This is a genomic window from Enterococcus bulliens (genome assembly GCF_053761865.1).
The window spans coordinates 75,873-92,190 of the sequence record NZ_JBSMXK010000007.1 but is presented as its reverse complement, the minus strand read 5'-3'; the positions used below and the strand labels follow the sequence as shown (position 1 = coordinate 92,190).

Annotated in this window: 19 protein-coding genes; 5 read left to right on the top strand and 14 right to left on the bottom strand. The window is 38.4% G+C overall.

What is annotated here, in order from left to right:
• Nucleotides 1–59 precede the first annotated feature (59 nt).
• Both ACWOEC_RS05400 and ACWOEC_RS05395 read left to right on the top strand, forming a co-directional pair.
• Nucleotides 60–587: a DUF308 domain-containing protein gene (locus tag ACWOEC_RS05400; RefSeq protein WP_297077730.1), complete on the top strand. Its 528-nt coding sequence runs from the start codon at nucleotides 60–62 to the stop codon at nucleotides 585–587.
• 124 nt (nucleotides 588–711) lie between these two features.
• Nucleotides 712–1,392, top strand: a complete 681-nt coding sequence (locus ACWOEC_RS05395) for a YoaK family protein (RefSeq protein ID WP_455306587.1) — start codon at nucleotides 712–714, stop codon at nucleotides 1,390–1,392.
• Between the two features lie 92 nt (nucleotides 1,393–1,484).
• Here ACWOEC_RS05395 and thrC read toward each other — a convergent pair whose 3' ends face one another.
• Nucleotides 1,485–2,969 (bottom strand): threonine synthase, encoded by a 1,485-nt coding sequence (thrC, locus tag ACWOEC_RS05390; protein WP_455306585.1) that lies wholly within the window; start codon nucleotides 2,967–2,969, stop codon nucleotides 1,485–1,487.
• A 143-nt stretch (nucleotides 2,970–3,112) separates the two neighbouring features.
• Between thrC and queG the strand changes: the two genes are divergently transcribed.
• From queG to ACWOEC_RS05375, 3 genes are all read left to right on the top strand, one after another.
• Entirely contained in the window at nucleotides 3,113–4,261 is a 1,149-nt protein-coding gene (gene queG, locus ACWOEC_RS05385; protein WP_455306583.1) for a tRNA epoxyqueuosine(34) reductase QueG, read from the top strand.
• A 52-nt stretch (nucleotides 4,262–4,313) separates the two neighbouring features.
• Entirely contained in the window at nucleotides 4,314–4,514 is a 201-nt protein-coding gene (locus tag ACWOEC_RS05380; RefSeq protein WP_297077739.1) for a hypothetical protein, read from the top strand.
• A 110-nt stretch (nucleotides 4,515–4,624) separates the two neighbouring features.
• On the top strand, nucleotides 4,625–5,062 hold the full coding sequence (locus ACWOEC_RS05375) for a DUF1093 domain-containing protein (RefSeq protein ID WP_455306581.1): 438 nt from the start codon (nucleotides 4,625–4,627) through the stop codon (nucleotides 5,060–5,062).
• 38 nt (nucleotides 5,063–5,100) lie between these two features.
• Here the strand turns inward: ACWOEC_RS05375 and ACWOEC_RS05370 are convergent, their stop codons facing one another.
• The 13 genes from ACWOEC_RS05370 to ACWOEC_RS05310 form a co-directional block, all read right to left on the bottom strand.
• A complete protein-coding gene (locus ACWOEC_RS05370) occupies nucleotides 5,101–5,565 on the bottom strand; it encodes an Lrp/AsnC family transcriptional regulator (RefSeq protein WP_455306579.1) in 465 nt (154 codons plus the stop codon).
• A 133-nt stretch (nucleotides 5,566–5,698) separates the two neighbouring features.
• Nucleotides 5,699–6,457 carry an amino acid ABC transporter ATP-binding protein gene (locus ACWOEC_RS05365; RefSeq protein ID WP_455306577.1) on the bottom strand — a complete coding sequence of 253 codons (759 nt, stop codon included), beginning with the start codon at nucleotides 6,455–6,457 and terminating at the stop codon, nucleotides 5,699–5,701.
• Nucleotides 6,458–6,469: 12 nt separating this feature from the next.
• Nucleotides 6,470–7,429, bottom strand: coding sequence for an NAD(P)-dependent oxidoreductase (locus tag ACWOEC_RS05360; RefSeq protein WP_455306575.1), 960 nt, complete (start codon nucleotides 7,427–7,429; stop codon nucleotides 6,470–6,472).
• A 13-nt stretch (nucleotides 7,430–7,442) separates the two neighbouring features.
• Nucleotides 7,443–8,669 carry an aminotransferase-like domain-containing protein gene (locus ACWOEC_RS05355; RefSeq protein WP_455306573.1) on the bottom strand — a complete coding sequence of 409 codons (1,227 nt, stop codon included), beginning with the start codon at nucleotides 8,667–8,669 and terminating at the stop codon, nucleotides 7,443–7,445.
• Nucleotides 8,666–9,439: an amino acid ABC transporter ATP-binding protein gene (locus tag ACWOEC_RS05350; protein WP_455306571.1), complete on the bottom strand. Its 774-nt coding sequence runs from the start codon at nucleotides 9,437–9,439 to the stop codon at nucleotides 8,666–8,668. Before ACWOEC_RS05350 ends, ACWOEC_RS05355 begins: the two co-directional genes overlap by 4 nt.
• A complete protein-coding gene (locus tag ACWOEC_RS05345; RefSeq protein WP_455306569.1) occupies nucleotides 9,439–10,146 on the bottom strand; it encodes an amino acid ABC transporter permease in 708 nt (235 codons plus the stop codon). Before ACWOEC_RS05345 ends, ACWOEC_RS05350 begins: the two co-directional genes overlap by 1 nt.
• A gap of 15 nt (nucleotides 10,147–10,161) precedes the next feature.
• A complete protein-coding gene (locus ACWOEC_RS05340; protein ID WP_455306567.1) occupies nucleotides 10,162–10,977 on the bottom strand; it encodes a transporter substrate-binding domain-containing protein in 816 nt (271 codons plus the stop codon).
• Entirely contained in the window at nucleotides 10,974–11,735 is a 762-nt protein-coding gene (locus ACWOEC_RS05335; protein ID WP_297077758.1) for an amino acid ABC transporter permease, read from the bottom strand. Before ACWOEC_RS05335 ends, ACWOEC_RS05340 begins: the two co-directional genes overlap by 4 nt.
• Before the next feature lie 294 nt (nucleotides 11,736–12,029).
• The gene (locus ACWOEC_RS05330; RefSeq protein ID WP_455306599.1) at nucleotides 12,030–13,091 is read right to left on the bottom strand and encodes a 3-deoxy-7-phosphoheptulonate synthase; all 1,062 of its coding nucleotides are present in this window, start codon (nucleotides 13,089–13,091) and stop codon (nucleotides 12,030–12,032) included.
• A gap of 391 nt (nucleotides 13,092–13,482) precedes the next feature.
• Complete coding sequence (locus tag ACWOEC_RS05325) at nucleotides 13,483–13,704, bottom strand: hypothetical protein (protein ID WP_455306563.1); 222 nt, start codon at nucleotides 13,702–13,704, stop codon at nucleotides 13,483–13,485.
• A gap of 141 nt (nucleotides 13,705–13,845) precedes the next feature.
• Nucleotides 13,846–15,210 (bottom strand): amino acid permease, encoded by a 1,365-nt coding sequence (locus ACWOEC_RS05320; protein ID WP_455306561.1) that lies wholly within the window; start codon nucleotides 15,208–15,210, stop codon nucleotides 13,846–13,848.
• Between the two features lie 149 nt (nucleotides 15,211–15,359).
• Entirely contained in the window at nucleotides 15,360–15,779 is a 420-nt protein-coding gene (locus tag ACWOEC_RS05315; protein ID WP_455306559.1) for a hypothetical protein, read from the bottom strand.
• Nucleotides 15,780–15,845: 66 nt separating this feature from the next.
• Complete coding sequence (locus tag ACWOEC_RS05310; protein ID WP_455306557.1) at nucleotides 15,846–16,301, bottom strand: GNAT family N-acetyltransferase; 456 nt, start codon at nucleotides 16,299–16,301, stop codon at nucleotides 15,846–15,848.
• Nucleotides 16,302–16,318 lie beyond the last annotated feature (17 nt).

Genomic DNA, 16,318 nt, shown 5'->3' with positions numbered 1-16,318 from the left:
TAGAGTATGTTATACTATACACAAGTCCAACGAGACAATAAAAAAAGAGGTGAATCTATATGAGACAATTTTTAGATCATATGCAACGTTACGCTTGGGTTCGAACGATCGTTTATGTTATTATCGGCTTTTTATTATTAATCGAACCTAAAAAGTTTTTTAACGGAGTGGTGTATGTATTAGCGGCTTATGTCGCAATCATGGGGATCATGAATTTATGGACCACATATCGAATGCGCAAAGACACTGGTTTTGTCGGATTTGGCGTGACAAGTGGTGTATTGCTTCTCATCGCTGCTTTGGCCATTTTAGTTTTGTCAAAACCAATTATCTCGATCTTCCCGATTTTCTTTGGGATTATTTTGATTATTCAAGGGTTAGTGTATTTGATGCAACAGCCTAAAGGTGTACGCGTAGTCAATCGTACACGTTGGCCCCGAGTAGTGTTTGGGTTATGTTTATTGATTGTCGGATTGTTACTTTTATTCAATCCCTTCAAAAGTATCTTACTTGCGCTACAACTAGCAGGTGTTGTGATCATTTTATCAGGTATTGAAACCTTGATCACTTCTCTACGTTCACGTTAAACATTAAGGCTGTGACAGATGATTGTCATAGCCTCTTTTTTTATGATGATTTTTTCATTTTTATTGAAATTTTCAGAATATTTGTTATAGTGTTAGCAAAATCATAGAATATGTAGGTGAAGATGTGCAAAAAGACATTCATGAGTTTCGCTCGGTAGGGTTGATCCTTGCCTTTATCGGTGGTGCGGTCGATCTATATACGTATATGCATTACGATTCTTTTGCTTCTGCTCAAACCGGAAATTTAATCTTAGCAATCATGCAAACGATAGATGGTCAATGGGGAAGTGTTTGGAAAAAATTTCTTTCGACACTTTTTTTCTTTTTAGGAATTTTTTTTGGGAAAGCTTTGATGCATTATTTTCGCAAACGCAATTGGCCATTTTGGCGTTTGATCATTCTTTATGCAGAAACACTACTCTTTTTCTTATTCAGTCTATCATTTATCCACGAGCATACAACGTTAGTGACCATTGCGATTTCCTTTATTACTGCCGCTCAGTGGATCTCATTTGACAAGATCAATGGTCGTGTCTATACGAGCTTATTTACTACGGGAAATTTAAAAGGCATGGCTGTTGGTCTTTACGATTATCTGTTGACACGAGATAAAAAGGCTTTAGGTACGTTTATCCATTTTACGTTAGTCGTCGTTGCTTTTTTGATTGGCGCTGTTGTGTTGGGGATTAGTTATCGCGTATTTGCTGAAAAATCGATTTTGATCATCTCAGCCTTATTTTTATACTTGTCGATCAGTCAAACGATTTTAGTCTTACGGTATTACCGCAGTGATTACTCTGCGTAACACCTAACAAAATGAGCCAAATAATTACCGAAACCGGTAGTTATTTGGCTCATTTTTTTTAAGCTGTCCACTTTTGTTACAGCCTCGTTTGGTTATTCATTGATATTTAAAATCTCTTTCACACAAGGCAACATCTCATCTACTGGGATGGTACGATCGTGTAAAACAGGGGATTCAAATAATGTTTTTACAGCCGGCGGAACCGTTAGCTTTGTTTCTTCATACAGAGCAGTTACCCACCCAAATTCGTTTTCAACATGTTTGACTTCATCAAAGGCACGCACCACAGATTCAGGGAATTTATATGGACTTGCCGTCGATACGATCAAGGCAGGATCTGAAAGTTGCGTCATTTGGTCTAGTGCATGTTTGGCTACCGCTGTATGTGGATCGATCACATATCCTTCACGATCAAAAACTTGTTTGATCGCCAATTGCGTTTGTTCATCCGTGGCATATGCCACTAAAAAGTCACTTAATCCTTCACGTAAAGCGACCTCTAATTCATAACTTCCTTTCGTCGTAAGTTCTTCCATCAAATAGCTTGTCGTGTCGGTATTTTGTCCTGAAACTTCGTATAATAAACGTTCCAAATTACTTGAAATCAAAATATCCATCGAAGGCGAGCTTGTGACATAAAATTCACGATTTCGATCATACATACCACTCGTGAAGAAATCTGTTAGCACGTTGTTTTGATTGGATGCACAAATCAATTTTCCAATCGGCACACCCAGTTTTTTCGCATAGTAAGCCGCTAAAATATTTCCAAAATTTCCAGTCGGTACACTGACATCCAGTGTTTGCCCGTTGGTCAGTTCTTGTTGGTGTATCAATTGTGCATAAGCATATACATAATAGACGACTTGTGGGATCAAACGCCCGATATTGATTGAATTTGCTGATGAGAATTGTTTTTGATGTGATGCCAATGTTTGACGTAAAGTAAGATCATTAAACATCTCTTTCACGCGTGTTTGTGCATCGTCGAAATTCCCTTCGACTGCGACAACAAACGTATTGTCGCCTTTTTGAGTGCGCATTTGTTGTTCTTGAATCTTACTGACGCCTTCTTTAGGATAAAATACAATAATTTTCGTATTCTCGACATCCGCAAACCCTTCCATTGCCGCTTTTCCTGTATCTCCAGAAGTGGCCGTTAAAATCACTAATTCATTTGTCGACTGATTTTTCTTTGCCGCAGTCGTCATCAAGTAAGGTAAGATCGATAACGCCATATCTTTAAAGGCTAATGTCGGACCATGGAATAATTCTAAATAATACTCCGTCCCCACTTTTTTTACAGGTGCAATAACGTCGGTATCAAATTTATCGTCGTAAGCCGCTTTGATACACGCTTTTAATTCAGCTTCTGAAAAATCACTATAAAAAGCTTTCATGATCAATAGCGCGATCTCTTGATACGATTGTTCCTTTAATTGTTCAAAGTCTAAGTTTACTTGTGGGAAATGTTCAGGTACAAATAACCCACCATCTGTAGCTAAACCTTGTAAAATCGCTTGTGACGCTGTAACGTGTTGTTGTCCACCACGCGTACTCGTGTAGATTGTTGTCATAACAGACCTCTTTTCATTCTCTCGTAATTTTCATTAGTTTATCATTTATTGCGAAAAGAAACTATACTTTCTCTGAAAAAGAACAAGATTTCTTTGAATATTTGCGACTTTCTCGGTATGATTACCTTAAAGGAGAGATCACTATGCATACGCTAAAAGAACGAATTATTGCCGAAAGTAAACGCATCGGCATCGATAAGATCGGCTTTACCACTGCTGAGCCTTTTACTGACTATCGGGAATCGTTATATGCACAAAAAGAGGCTGGGCATACTTCTGGTTTTGAACATCCAGATATCGAAGAACGGATCGATCCATCACTGACATTCGATCAACCTAAATCGATCATCTCGATCGCACTTGCTTACCCTACTAAATTACATGAAGAACCTGACCGTAAAGAAAAGCGCGGACAATTCGCACGTGCTTCTTGGGGAATCGATTATCATGATATATTAAAAAGTCGACTCAATGAATTGATTGCCTTTATCAAACAAGAAGCCCAACAAGATGATCCACGCTTTAAAGCCGAAGTCGATACTGGGGAGTTCATCGATGTCGCCGTTGCACAACGAGCGGGCTTAGGCTTTATTGGAAAAAACGGGTTATTGATCACTGAAGAATTCGGCTCTTTCGTTTATCTAGGTGAGATCGTCACTAATTTAGAATTCGAAGCAGATACGCCCATTCCAAATGGTTGTGGTTCTTGTACACGTTGTATCACGGGGTGTCCGACCACAGCACTATTAGGAAATGGACAAATGAATGCCAAAAAATGTTTATCCTATCAAACACAAACAAAAGGCATGATGCCGATCGAATATCGAAAAAAAATCCGTAATATCATTTATGGTTGTGATATCTGTCAATTGGTTTGCCCTTATAATAAAGGCAAAGATTTTCATGCTGAGATGGAGCCAAAACAAGAAGAAGCTTTTCCAAAACTAGTCCCGATGTTGCAGTTATCGAACCGAGAATTTAAAGAACAATTCGGACACTTAGCTGGATCATGGCGCGGAAAAAAACCGCTCCAGCGCAATGCGCTTATGGCATTAGCAAACCTAGGTGCAAAAGAGCATCTACCTGAAATTATGCAATGCTTAAAAGATCCTCGTCCGGTGATTCGGGCAACTGCCGTTTGGGCTATTGGGGAATTAACAAAACGTTATCCAGAAGAAACGATTTTATTATTTGAAGAGTTGTTAGAAAAAGAGCAAGATGAGACGGTGTTAGCAGAGCTGACAGAAATGATCGCTCATTTAAAAAGACCTAAAAGACGCAGTAAATCATAGTCATATTTTGCTAATTTTGGTATGATAAAGTTAACATAGAGGAGGAATGGACATGTCCGCAGCGCAAGAAGTTGAACAAACGATCAATCATTTGTTACACACATTAAAAGCGAGCCAATCACTAAAAGATCAATATGGAAACAAAATTGCCAGCGTCAAGGCTTTAGGCGAACAATTGATCCAGATTGAATTTACCCACAACCAAAAACCTTTAGTTGAACACATCACGCAATTTAAATGCTTTATTGATTAAGTCTTGCCTTCCATCGTTTAGTGTGACAAAAATGTTACGCATTTCGATGGAATTTTTTTGTTATTTTTTCGTATAGTAGAGACACACTAAACGAAAGGATGTTCACGCGTATGAAGAAATTTATTGCATGTTTTTGTATCTTGTTCATTGGTGTCGTGGCTTATTTTCACCAAACCCTCTCTCGTGAAGTACTTGACGTGTATCATTCGTTTGTCGTCTACGCAGCCGTTCCTGAACAGATCCCTTTGAAATTACATACTTTAGACGATCAAGGAAATCCGATTTTGGATTCATATACCTACACCTATCACTTAACTGCAGTAGATAACCAAAAACATACTCAACAAATCACATACGAACGATCCGGAGAAACGGTTATCCCACTAGCCCCAAAAACGTATATCCGTGCCTTTATTTTATTTGGTCACCTGATTGGAACACCTAAACCAATCGAGCTATCTAAAGTACCAACGACGATTTTAGCACAATTAGAATTAAATCAATTGCAACACCAACAACATCTAAAATGGACCGCAAATAATCCGTAACTTGCCTTCTAGATAAGTAATAGAAAGCAAGTTACGGATTATTTATTTTTTTTATCTGAAAGTTCATCATGCTCTAATTGTAGCCCTCGAGCAGCAACTCTAGTCGAAAAGACCACATTCGTTTTGGTATCGCCAAAGCGTTGCAACTGATTAATAAATTCATCAAGTTCGACCGTGTTGGTGAAATATACTTTTAACATCATCGAAAAATCTCCCGTAATACAATCACACTCTACTACATTGGGAACGTCTTCGATAAATCCATAAAAAGATCCCTTATCTTTGGCATTCACTGCACAATGGATATACGCTTTAATAGCAAATCCAATTTTTTGATAGTCCAGTATCGCTTGATAAGAACTGATATATCCTTGGCTTTCTAAATTTTGCAAACGCACAGATACTGATGGTGACGAAATAAAACACTCTTCGGCCATTTGCTTTACTGTCTCTCGTGCATTTTTTTGTAGAATATTTAAAATATTTTGATCAATTGCATCCATCCGCTACACCTCACCTTTTTTTCTATTTTAACGAGCTTAGGCAAAAGATGCAAGCTAGACCTCCCTTTACATGTTAGATTTTATAACACTTACGATAACTTTATTATGTAAACACAAAAAAACTGACCCTCATTTAGGTCAGCTGAAGTTCTTGAAATCTAAGTTGTGTTAAGAAATGCTGCGTTCGTTCTTGTTGAGGTGATTGAAATAAAGTTGTAGCCGACCCACTTTCAATCACGAGTCCATCTGCCATAAATACAACCTGATCGGCTACTTCTTGAGCAAACTGCATTTCATGAGTCACAATCACCATGGTTTGCCCTTGTTGCGCTAATTCACGCATGACTTGTAAGACTTCTTCAACTAATTCTGGATCTAAAGCACTGGTTGGTTCATCAAATAATAATAATTCAGGAGATAAGGCCATCGCACGCGCGATACCGATTCGCTGTTGTTGACCACCGGATAGCTGGATGGGATAGGCATGTTGTTTATCGCTTAATCCCACTTTAGCCAAATTTTCTAATGCCAGTTTGTGTGCTTGTTTTTTCGGAATTTTTTGTACCGTGCGTAATCCTTCCATAATATTTTCTAAAACGGTCAGATGCTCAAACAACTCGTAAGATTGAAAGACCATCGCGGTGTGTTGTGCAATTTCACGAGCTTGCTTTTTTCCCATTCTGGCAAAATCATATTGCACTTCCCCTAACTGATACAGTCCTTCATCGGGTTCTTCTAACACATTTAAACAACGTAAAAAGGTCGTTTTACCAGAGCCACTTGGTCCAATTATACAGACAACCTCACCTTCTTGAATTGTAAAATCGATATTTTTTAATACTTCTTGTTTGCCAAAACTTTTTTTCAAGGCTTTTACTTGTGCTTTAATCATTTGGTTTCCTCCTTATGAGAACACTTGATTGGCTGATTTTCCAGTCGTCAAGATCTCCATTGTATTACTCAGTGCCGTCCAAACGATCTCATCCACTGCGCGTTTCGTGTGATAGGCAATATGCGGGGTCATCATGACTTGAGGATGAATTGATAGCCGCTGATACCAAGGATTATCGGTATAATTACTGCGATACTCCTCTTCATCTTCTACTGTGTCTAAAATCACTGAGGCAAATGGCGCTGCCTTTAGCCACAACAGCATCGCCTTGGTATCAATGATCGCGCCTCTGGCTGTATTGACGAATACGACATCTTTTTTTAGTTGGGCAAATACTTGCTCATCAATCAAATGGTAACTCTCTTGTGTTTGGGGAAGATGTAAGGAAATGACGTCTGACTGCGTGATCAAGGTTTTAAACGAACAATACTCGATTCCCTCGTAAGTTCCAAACTGCTTACTCCTTGTGGTCGCAATCACTTTGGCTCCAAGTGCCTGGCAATTTTTTGCTACGACTTTCCCGATCCGCCCCATCCCAACTAATCCTATCGTGACTTCACTCATTTCCTTACCTGCTGGCATCTTATAGTGTTGGATAATTTGTGGTACGTTCCGTAATCCCATCAAAATCGCCATCACAGCATAATGACCTACAGAAGTTGGACTATATGCAGGCACGTTCGTAATCGTTAAGCCATATTTTTTTGCCCATTCAAAATTCACGCTTTCAACTCCTGTCGATTTGATCGCGATCGTTTGAATCTGATAAGCAGCCAAAATTCGATAGATTTCTTCTGACGTACGCATCACTTGGCTTGGAAACAAACATACACCTTGATGGTGCTTTGCTAGATGGACATTGACGGTATCGATCGCTTTATGAACGATCGTGACACGAATCTGATAGCGAAATGCCCATTGATGGATGGTACTTTCCTCTTCTGGCTGCACACCATAATAAATAATCCTCATTGGCTTCTCCTTTCTAAACGCTGACTGGTTGCATATATACACTTGCATCTATTAAAGCATTTTGTATGATACGGCAGCCTTGTTGGATTTCTTTAGGACTCGGTTTTGTAAAATTCAAGCGGAAATAACGATCATATCCTTTACCTGAAACACTCATGATATTGCCATGGATGACAGCTAATCCATGTGTTTCAAGATAATCATAAAAACGAAGTGGATCGACTTGTTCAGTCAGATGGCAACAAATAAAATACCCACCTGTTGGTTCAATAACGGTCAATAAGTCACTTGGACACGCTTGTAACCCACTCATCATCAATTTTGCTTGGCGTGCATAAAGTTGCTTTAATGTTTCTACATGCGCTTCAAATGCATAATATTGCATAAATTCAGCAAGCATGACTTGCCAATAAAAATTTGTGTGCGAATCTGTCGTTTGTTTGACTAGAACCAATTTATCAAAGATTGGTGTGGGTGCCACAATAAATCCTAGACGGGTACTTGGTGCTAAGATCTTTGAAAATGAGCCAGCGTAAATCACACGCTCCTCGTTATCCAAACTCTTTATTTTGGGAATCGCTTTTCCTGTATAAAGCAAATCGCCATATGGATCATCTTCTAAAATCAACACATCATATTGGCACGCCAGCGCATAGAGCGCTTGACGACGTTCTAACGGCATCGATGTTCCTAAAGGATTTTGAAAAGTTGGGATGACATAGATCAACTTGATTTTGTGTTCATGATCTTGTGCTAAGGTTTTTTCTAAATAAGCAAGATCCATCGATTGTTCCTCAACATCAAAAGGAATCGCTTTAGGAATTGCACCATAGCTTTTGATTGCATTGACAGCACCTGAAAAGGTTTGGGCTTCACACAACACAATATCACCTTCATTACATAATGTTTTGATAACCAAATCGATGGCTTGTGTCGAACCTGAAACGATCAAAGGATCTTCTTTTACTTGGATGTCGACCGTATTTCGCAAACGAGCAGCAATCAATTGGCGCAATCGGCTATCCCCTTCTGTAGCCCCGTATTGCAAAAAGGTTTCGGGATCGATTTTCGTATACAGTTTTTCTGATATTTTGCCTAAAGTCTCCATCGGAAACGCTTGAACCGATGGATAGCCATATGCAAACGAAATAAGTTGTGTATTTGTTTGACGTTTTTTTGCATTTTCACGTAATACAGATCCTGTTAATGTTTCAATACGGTTGGCAAATGAATAGTTCATATCGCTTCCTCCATTTCGTCTAAGGGTAATTGTTCTCTAAATTTCGCAATAAAGGCTTGTGTTCGTTCTTGTTTTGGATGATGGAAAAAGTGCTTGGGTGGCCCTTGTTCTACAATTTTACCGTGTTCCATAAATACGATATGATCGGCCACTTCATAAGCAAAACGCATTTCATGAGTCACAATGACCATTGTTTGCTTTTGTTTAGCGATCTCTTTCAAAACGAGCAAGACTTGTTGAACTAATTCGGGATCTAACGCGCTTGTCGGTTCATCAAATAACATGAGTTTTGGTGCTAAAGCCAACGCACGTGCGATCCCGATTCGTTGTTGCTGTCCTCCAGATAATGCACTAGGGTAAAATTGTGCACGTTCACGTAATCCTACCTGATCGAGCAATTCAGCTGCGCGGTTGAAAGCTTCCTCTTTGGTATAGCCTTGTGCTGCCATTAGTGGCAGTGCAATATTTTCTAAAGCATTTTGATTGCGAAATAAAGCATAATGTTGAAAAACCATCGCAGTCTGCTTTTGGTAGGCTACACGCACTTTTTTAGTTAATCGCGCGCTGTCGACTTGCATTTGATCTAGTTTGATCGTGCCTGATTCTGGTTGTTCTAAAAAATTCAAACAACGTAGAAAAGTCGTTTTCCCCGATCCACTTGGTCCTAGTAAGACAATGACATTCCCTTCTTCAATATCAAGATCAAGACCATCCAATACAACGTGTTTACGAAATGATTTTTTAAGTTGGCGAATTTCGATATAGCTCATCAAACAGTCCTCCTAAATTTTTTGTGTTGGATTTTCTCATAGCCTTTTGTCGCTTGTTCAATCACAAGACTCAAGCCCCAATACACGATCGCTACGGCAATATAGGCTTCTAAAAAACGATAATTTTGTTGAGCAGTGATTTTAGCTGCTGAAAACACATCGACTACACTAACCATAGAAGCTAATGCTGACGCTTTAATAATTTGGATAAATAAATTACTCAACATTGGAATCGCTGTTGGAAAGGCTTGGGGAAGCAAGACACGACGAATCATCTGACCTCTGCTCATCCCCAGTGAACGAGCAGCATCTAGTTGTCCTTTTTTAACACCTTGGAACACGCCACGGAAAATTTCACTACTATTAATCATCGCCATAAAGCTAAGGGCAAAAATCACGATTGTAATCAACGGAAAGTTTTTAAAACGTAAAGACCAATGCATGGATTGAGCCACATTATCAAATGTTTTAGAAGCAATTAGATAAACTCCTAAGATCAATAAAACGATTGGGATTCCTTTGAAGATGGGCATCGTCCATTGAAATAGCTGAGAAAAAAGCGGGATCTTTAAATAACGAATAAGTGCGATCCCAAGTCCCAATAAGCTACCAATCACTAAAGACGATCCAGACATCCACAACGTGATCCAAATATAACGACTCGCAACCAGCAGTGTTTGCAACATGATATCAATATGAAAACTCATTTTCATCCCTACTTTCTATTTACTGACATAATCTCCTTTAAGATACTTTTCAGATAAAGTTTTTAATGTCCCTTCTTTTTTCAACTCGGCTAAAGCGGTGTTGACCTTTTTGATGAATGCTGGATCAGTTTTTTTATTGAATAAAAGATAGGCATCCGAATTGTGGACTGGTTGATCGCCGATTTTTAGATTTGTATCGAAAGTGCGATTATAGTTATCGACTTGATATTTAGGTGCGAGCGTGGCATCCACTGCTCCTGAGGTTAGTGCTTGAACGATTTGCTCATTATTGTACTCACCATAAACGAGTGTAAACGCATCAGGATGTTCTTTTAGATAATTTTCAGCCATCGCTGCTTGATTGGTCGCTGTTGTCACATAGACTTTTTTCCCTTTCAAATCTTCAAATGTTTGGTAGGTTTCTTTTTTATCGGCATCATAGACGATATACGTATCCCATGTGACATATCCTACATCACCATAAACGAATTTTTCTTTTCGTTCGTCATTCATTTCATATTCATACGCAGCCATCGTGACCTTGTCACTTTCTAGATTCGACAGGGTCGTTGGAAAATCGGCGCCTTCAAAAACAAAAGTATACTCTGGTAATTTTTCTGCGATCGCTTTGACAACTGCGACATCATAGCCATCATACTCACCATTTTCATTCAAATAAGCATAAGGCAAGGCATCGTTTCCTGTTCCTACTTTAATCGTTTGATTCGCATCGGCTTTGGCTGTTTTACTTTCTGATTTACATCCAGCTAACGTTGCACTCAATCCAATTACTGCGACCGTCATCATGATCCATTTCAATTGTTTTTTCATATATTTTCTCCTTTATACCCTGTCGATAGGGAATTTTTTTTGAAAAATAAAATACGTGGTTTTGCCAATTGTACGGTTCGTTCGTATTGCACTGTTTTTTCTAATACTTGGAAAACTTGTTCGAGTACGATACTAAGTACGATAAAAATAATAGCCGCTCCAATATATCCTTCTAATGTATGATAAGTGACTGCTCCGATCGCTTTTGCCTTTCCGACTACATCGATCAAACCAATTGTAAAAGCTAATGAGGTATCTTGTAATAAGGCAATTGTCGTTGTCCCAAAAGAAGGAAGTGCGATTTTTAACATTTGAGGGAACAAAATTTTACGGTAAAATTGGTTCCGGGATAACCCACATGCAATGGCCGCTTCTTTTTGATGCTCCGGGATACTTAATATTGCTGCGCGAATCGTTTCCGATTGGAAGGCTGCAGTATTTAATCCATATGTGATGTAAATAAAAATCAGCTTATTCCAGTTGGAGATATCAAGTCCTGTCGCTTGTAAAAGTGCCGGAATCCCGTAATAGACGATATATAGTTGTACTAAGATCGGTGTTCCACGGATAAATGAAACAAATACGGTACTTATTTGTGCGAGTATAGGAACTTTTTCGATGCGGCTAAATGCAATCAGCGCACCTAGTACTAAACCGATCCCTGTAGCCATCAGTACGATTCCTAGTGTTACAGGTAGTGCACTTAAAATTTTGGGAAAATACTGAACGATTAATTGCGGTTGAAAAAATTGTGTCATAACAGATCCTCCTTTTGGTTGTCTCCTCTTTGGCTTGTTCCTACTTTAACTCATCTAATTTTAATTTAATACATTTTTTATCATCAAAATCTAATAATTAGGCAAAAGAATCCTTCTCAATATGAAAGCAAAAATGAAAACGCTCTTTTTAGACATAAAAAAAGCGCGGTCTTTTACAACCTAGCGCTCTCGTTCAGTCGAATACATGCTTGTGCTACTTTTTTTGAAGGCTAAATCGATCAATACATACAAAAAAGAGGCTGTGACCAACTTTTGTCACAGTCTCTTTTTGATTTAAACTTCTTTATAGATGTATTCTACTAATTCTTTAGTTTTTTCAAAACCCAAACATGGATCCGTGATCGATTGGCCAAAAGCTTGTTTTCCTGGTTCATTACGGCCATCTTCTAAATAGCTTTCAATCATCAATCCACGAACAGTCTTAGCGATTTTATCGTTCCATTTACGGCTCGAAAGAATTTCTTTGGTGATCCGAACTTGTTCTAAATATTGTTTACCCGAGTTGTCATGGTTTGTATCAACCATCACCATCGGATTATGGAAGGCTTCTTTTTCGTAAAGGTTCGCCGCTTGCAGTAAATCTTCATAATGATAGTTTGGAATCACTTTACCAAACTCATTGACGCCACCACGCAAGATCAAATGTGCAAGTGGATTGGCACTTGTCAATACTTCCATTCCATTATAGATAAATGATTGTTGGCGTTGTGCCGCGTGTAGCGCATTAAAAGCAATCGACAAATTTCCACTTGTTGGATTTTTCAAGCCGACTGGCGCATCGATTCCACTTGCTACAAAACGATGTTGTTGGTCTTCTACTGAACGCGCACCGACAGCATGATAACTCACTAGATCTGACACCACTTCAAAATTTTCTGGATACAACATTTCATCTGCTGTCGTTAATCCAGTTTCAGTCATTACACGACGGTGAATCTTACGTACAGAAACCAGTCCTTGGATCAAATCGACTTCTTCTTCGGGTGATTTTTGGTACAATAGACCTTTATAGCCATCCCCATTCGTTCGAGGTTTATTGGTGTAGACTCGTTGCACGATAAAGACCTTATCTTTGACTTGTTCTTGTAATTGTGACAAACGTTTCGCGTACTCCATCACTGCCAATTCATTATCTGCTGAACAAGGACCCATAACGAGTAAAAAGCGTGGATCGTCCCCTTTGATGATATTGGCTAATTCGATATCGCGTGCTTGTTTATAGGCAGTTTGTTCCGCCGTTAGGGTAGAAGTGTTTTTGACTAATTCTAAATTAATGCGACTACTTAATGCTTCAAAACTCATATTTTTCTTCCTTTCTTGATTACCAGTTCTAATGTCATTCAATTAAAGGGTATAAAAAAACGCCCTTAGCCTAATGCTAAGGGCGAAAGTTTATTCCGCGGTACCACCTTAATTGAAAACGATTCGTTTTCCACTCTGACTCTATGCAATTGTAACCTACTTTAATGTAATTCAATTTGTCAATTTCATCGATTCACAGCAACCATCGACTTTCTGATAGAGGGATTGACCAATCTACTCGGTTATTTCGGTAACGTCAAAACGTTATAGAGAATATACCATAAGCAATTTTTAGCGTCAATCTTTTTTCTACTATTTTTTGTTCTGTCAGTTTCTAGCTATTTTAGATTGAATGTTTGCTCACGAGCGCCAAAAACCGGTCATCTAAACCAATAGTCTAACTTCACTGATTTGTTCTCTGGCTCTATTTTTTTCGGATTCTTCGTTGTTCTTCTAGTAAAAAGGGTTTTGTATCCAATTTACTAGTGCCGTTATTTATCCCGCCATATCCACTGTCGACCATTGTCCCCCAGCCTTTTAACGGATTTTTTCCTTGTGCACGAAGCTGAGCATTTTTTTGTCTTAACATCGCTTTTTTACGCGCTTTACGCTCTGCACGTCTTTTCATGATCGTTTGCCAATCCATTAAAATCACTCCTTTTTTGTTTATTATACTCCATTTGATATCAAAAAAAGAGGATGTGACAAAAATTGATCACATCCTCTAAAAATCGAATAAATGGCTTATTTCTTAAAACTACTCACTTCTGTCACAGCTTCTTTTTCTTTATCGCATCTTACGCTCAAATCGTCGGTAATAATCGATACGTACAAGAATCAAAAAGATGATTCCCACTATTAAAGACACTCTTGTTTCAGGATTGATAAACATAAAGATCAACACGATCGCTAAAAATCCTAGCGTCAAATAATTACTATAAGGCGAAAATGGCATCTTAAACGGATGATCCTCCATCAAGTCTTGGTGTTGCTCTCTAAATTTGATCTGACTTAATAAGATAACGATCCAAGGAATCATTCCTGGAAGTACACTTGAACTATATACGACAATAAATAAATTATTGACACTTGGCAATACAAACGGTAGCAATTCATTTAAGACAAACCCAATCAAAATACCTGCAGACATTGTCACTACTGGAAACAATGGGACACCGTGAGCTGTTAATTTACTAAAGGATTTTGGCATTTCTCCACGCAAGCTCATACTATATAACATCCGACTTGAACTAAAAATCCCTGAATTACATCCGGATAAAGCAGCCGTTAATACGACAAAGTTGATCAGTCCGGCAGCAAATGTAATCCCGATTTTAGAAAAAATCTGGACAAAAGGTGAACCCAATGTGGTCAATTCATTCCATGGATAGACCGTCACAATGACAAAAATCGCACCGACATAAAAAACTAAAATTCGACCAACAGTTGATTTGATCGCTTTTGTAATCGTCGATTGAGGATTTTCTGCTTCTCCGGCTGTCATTCCGAGCAATTCAATCCCTTGATACGAAGACACGACGATCGATAAGGCAAAGAAAAAGCCTGTAAATCCACCAGTGAAAAAACCTCCATGTGCCCAAAGATTTGAAAATCCAATCGCACCATCACCAAAACCAAAGAAAATCAACCCAAAACCTGCAATGATCATTAAAATAATCGTGAAAACTTTGATAAATGAAAACCAAAATTCTAATTCACCAAAAAATTTTACAGAAATCAAATTGGCAAGTCCTAATGTCGCAATCGCGATAATCCCTGGGATATACGACGGCAAGTCTGGAAACCAAAATTTCATGTATTCTCCGACTGCAATAATTTCACTCATCCCAACAATTAAATACTCAAATACGTTACTCCATGCTGTAATATAGCCATATGGTTTACCTAAATAATTGCTTGCAAAATGAGAAAATGAACCAGAATTTGGCTGAATGTAGAGCATTTCACCTAACGCACGCATAATCAAATATAAAAACATTCCCGCTACTAGATACGCTAAAATAACGGATGGACCAGTCCAAGCGATCGTCGCTCCTGACCCCATAAATAAGCCAACTCCAATGGCTCCTCCCAATGCAATCATCTGTATCTGACGTGCACCGAGTTTTCTTTGTAAACGTTCCTTTTCCATAACGCACCCTCTCTATCTAAATGACTCCTCCCCATATTAGAGAATAATGTGAGTTTTTGCAATATTTTTTTCAGAAAACATTAAAAAAAGAGAAGAATCGGCTTCAATCAAGCATTCATCTCTCTTTACTTTCTCATATTTGTCTTTTTTTACAAAACAGTATAATTTCCCTCTGCTGTTTTACGGATCACGACTTCTTTTTGAATTGCTTGCGTATGATTTTCAGTATACACCAATACGTGATATTTTTCATTTTCAGCATCGGCTAACCATTGACTGACACGCGCATGTGCTTCTTTTTGTGTCTCTTTAATCGCGTCTGCATTTTCTACTAATTTATCAACATACAAAACAATGGTATGTTGCTCTTGTTGAATCACTAAAAAAGGACGTAACCCTAATTCCATAGTAGCCTTTATAACTTCTTGCTCTTTTTTATGAGGATTCCATGAACCATTTTCATAACAATAAATCGTATTGTTCTCGATTGTTTCATTCGCGATTTCAGCTGGGATATCTAAACATTCAAAAATCCCGCGGATCAGCACGTCATTTTGTCGTTCTTGCATAGGATCGTTCCCTTCTTTCTTATTATGTGTATCATACTTGAAAGCCTTGTTTCACGCAAATAAAAGCTAGTTTTCTTCTTGTTTCAACATATCAACATGCAAGATATCATCTTCTAGATAAGGTTTTGAGATCGTTTGAAAACCAAAACTTGCATAAAACGATTCCAAGTAAGCTTGTGCTTGTAAATAAATCGTTTGTTGTTGATATTCCTTTGTCAAATAGCGTACACCTTCAGCGAATAATATGCGGCCTAATCCGGTTTTTCGATGCGATGTTGCGACTACAACACGGCCAATCGATGCTTGAGGATATTTCACTCCAGCTAAAAATAAGCGACTGTAGGCACAAATTTGTTGTCCATCTAAACAAAACAGATGCAATGCTTGCTCGTCCCATCCATCCGCATCTTGATAGATACATGCTTGCTCGATCACAAATACTTCTTGTCTTAGTTGCATGATGCTATAGAGTTCTTTAGGAGTTAATGTTGAAAATGATTTGATTTTCCAGGTTAAAGCCATAACTACGTTCCTCATTT

Coding starts and splice junctions, on each gene's coding strand:
- ACWOEC_RS05375 (WP_455306581.1), top strand. CDS start 4,625: ATGAAGAAATTTATTGCATGTTTTTGTATCTTGTTCATTGGTGTCGTG.
- ACWOEC_RS05365 (WP_455306577.1), bottom strand. CDS start 6,457: ATGATTAAAGCACAAGTAAAAGCCTTGAAAAAAAGTTTTGGCAAACAA.
- ACWOEC_RS05345 (WP_455306569.1), bottom strand. CDS start 10,146: ATGAGTTTTCATATTGATATCATGTTGCAAACACTGCTGGTTGCGAGT.
- ACWOEC_RS05310 (WP_455306557.1), bottom strand. CDS start 16,301: ATGGCTTTAACCTGGAAAATCAAATCATTTTCAACATTAACTCCTAAA.
- thrC (WP_455306585.1), bottom strand. CDS start 2,969: ATGACAACAATCTACACGAGTACGCGTGGTGGACAACAACACGTTACA.
- ACWOEC_RS05350 (WP_455306571.1), bottom strand. CDS start 9,439: ATGAGCTATATCGAAATTCGCCAACTTAAAAAATCATTTCGTAAACAC.
- ACWOEC_RS05335 (WP_297077758.1), bottom strand. CDS start 11,735: ATGACACAATTTTTTCAACCGCAATTAATCGTTCAGTATTTTCCCAAA.
- ACWOEC_RS05360 (WP_455306575.1), bottom strand. CDS start 7,429: ATGAGGATTATTTATTATGGTGTGCAGCCAGAAGAGGAAAGTACCATC.
- ACWOEC_RS05320 (WP_455306561.1), bottom strand. CDS start 15,210: ATGGAAAAGGAACGTTTACAAAGAAAACTCGGTGCACGTCAGATACAG.
- queG (WP_455306583.1), top strand. CDS start 3,113: ATGCATACGCTAAAAGAACGAATTATTGCCGAAAGTAAACGCATCGGC.
- ACWOEC_RS05400 (WP_297077730.1), top strand. CDS start 60: ATGAGACAATTTTTAGATCATATGCAACGTTACGCTTGGGTTCGAACG.
- ACWOEC_RS05325 (WP_455306563.1), bottom strand. CDS start 13,704: ATGGATTGGCAAACGATCATGAAAAGACGTGCAGAGCGTAAAGCGCGT.
- ACWOEC_RS05340 (WP_455306567.1), bottom strand. CDS start 10,977: ATGAAAAAACAATTGAAATGGATCATGATGACGGTCGCAGTAATTGGA.
- ACWOEC_RS05315 (WP_455306559.1), bottom strand. CDS start 15,779: ATGCAAGAACGACAAAATGACGTGCTGATCCGCGGGATTTTTGAATGT.
- ACWOEC_RS05370 (WP_455306579.1), bottom strand. CDS start 5,565: ATGGATGCAATTGATCAAAATATTTTAAATATTCTACAAAAAAATGCA.
- ACWOEC_RS05380 (WP_297077739.1), top strand. CDS start 4,314: ATGTCCGCAGCGCAAGAAGTTGAACAAACGATCAATCATTTGTTACAC.
- ACWOEC_RS05355 (WP_455306573.1), bottom strand. CDS start 8,669: ATGAACTATTCATTTGCCAACCGTATTGAAACATTAACAGGATCTGTA.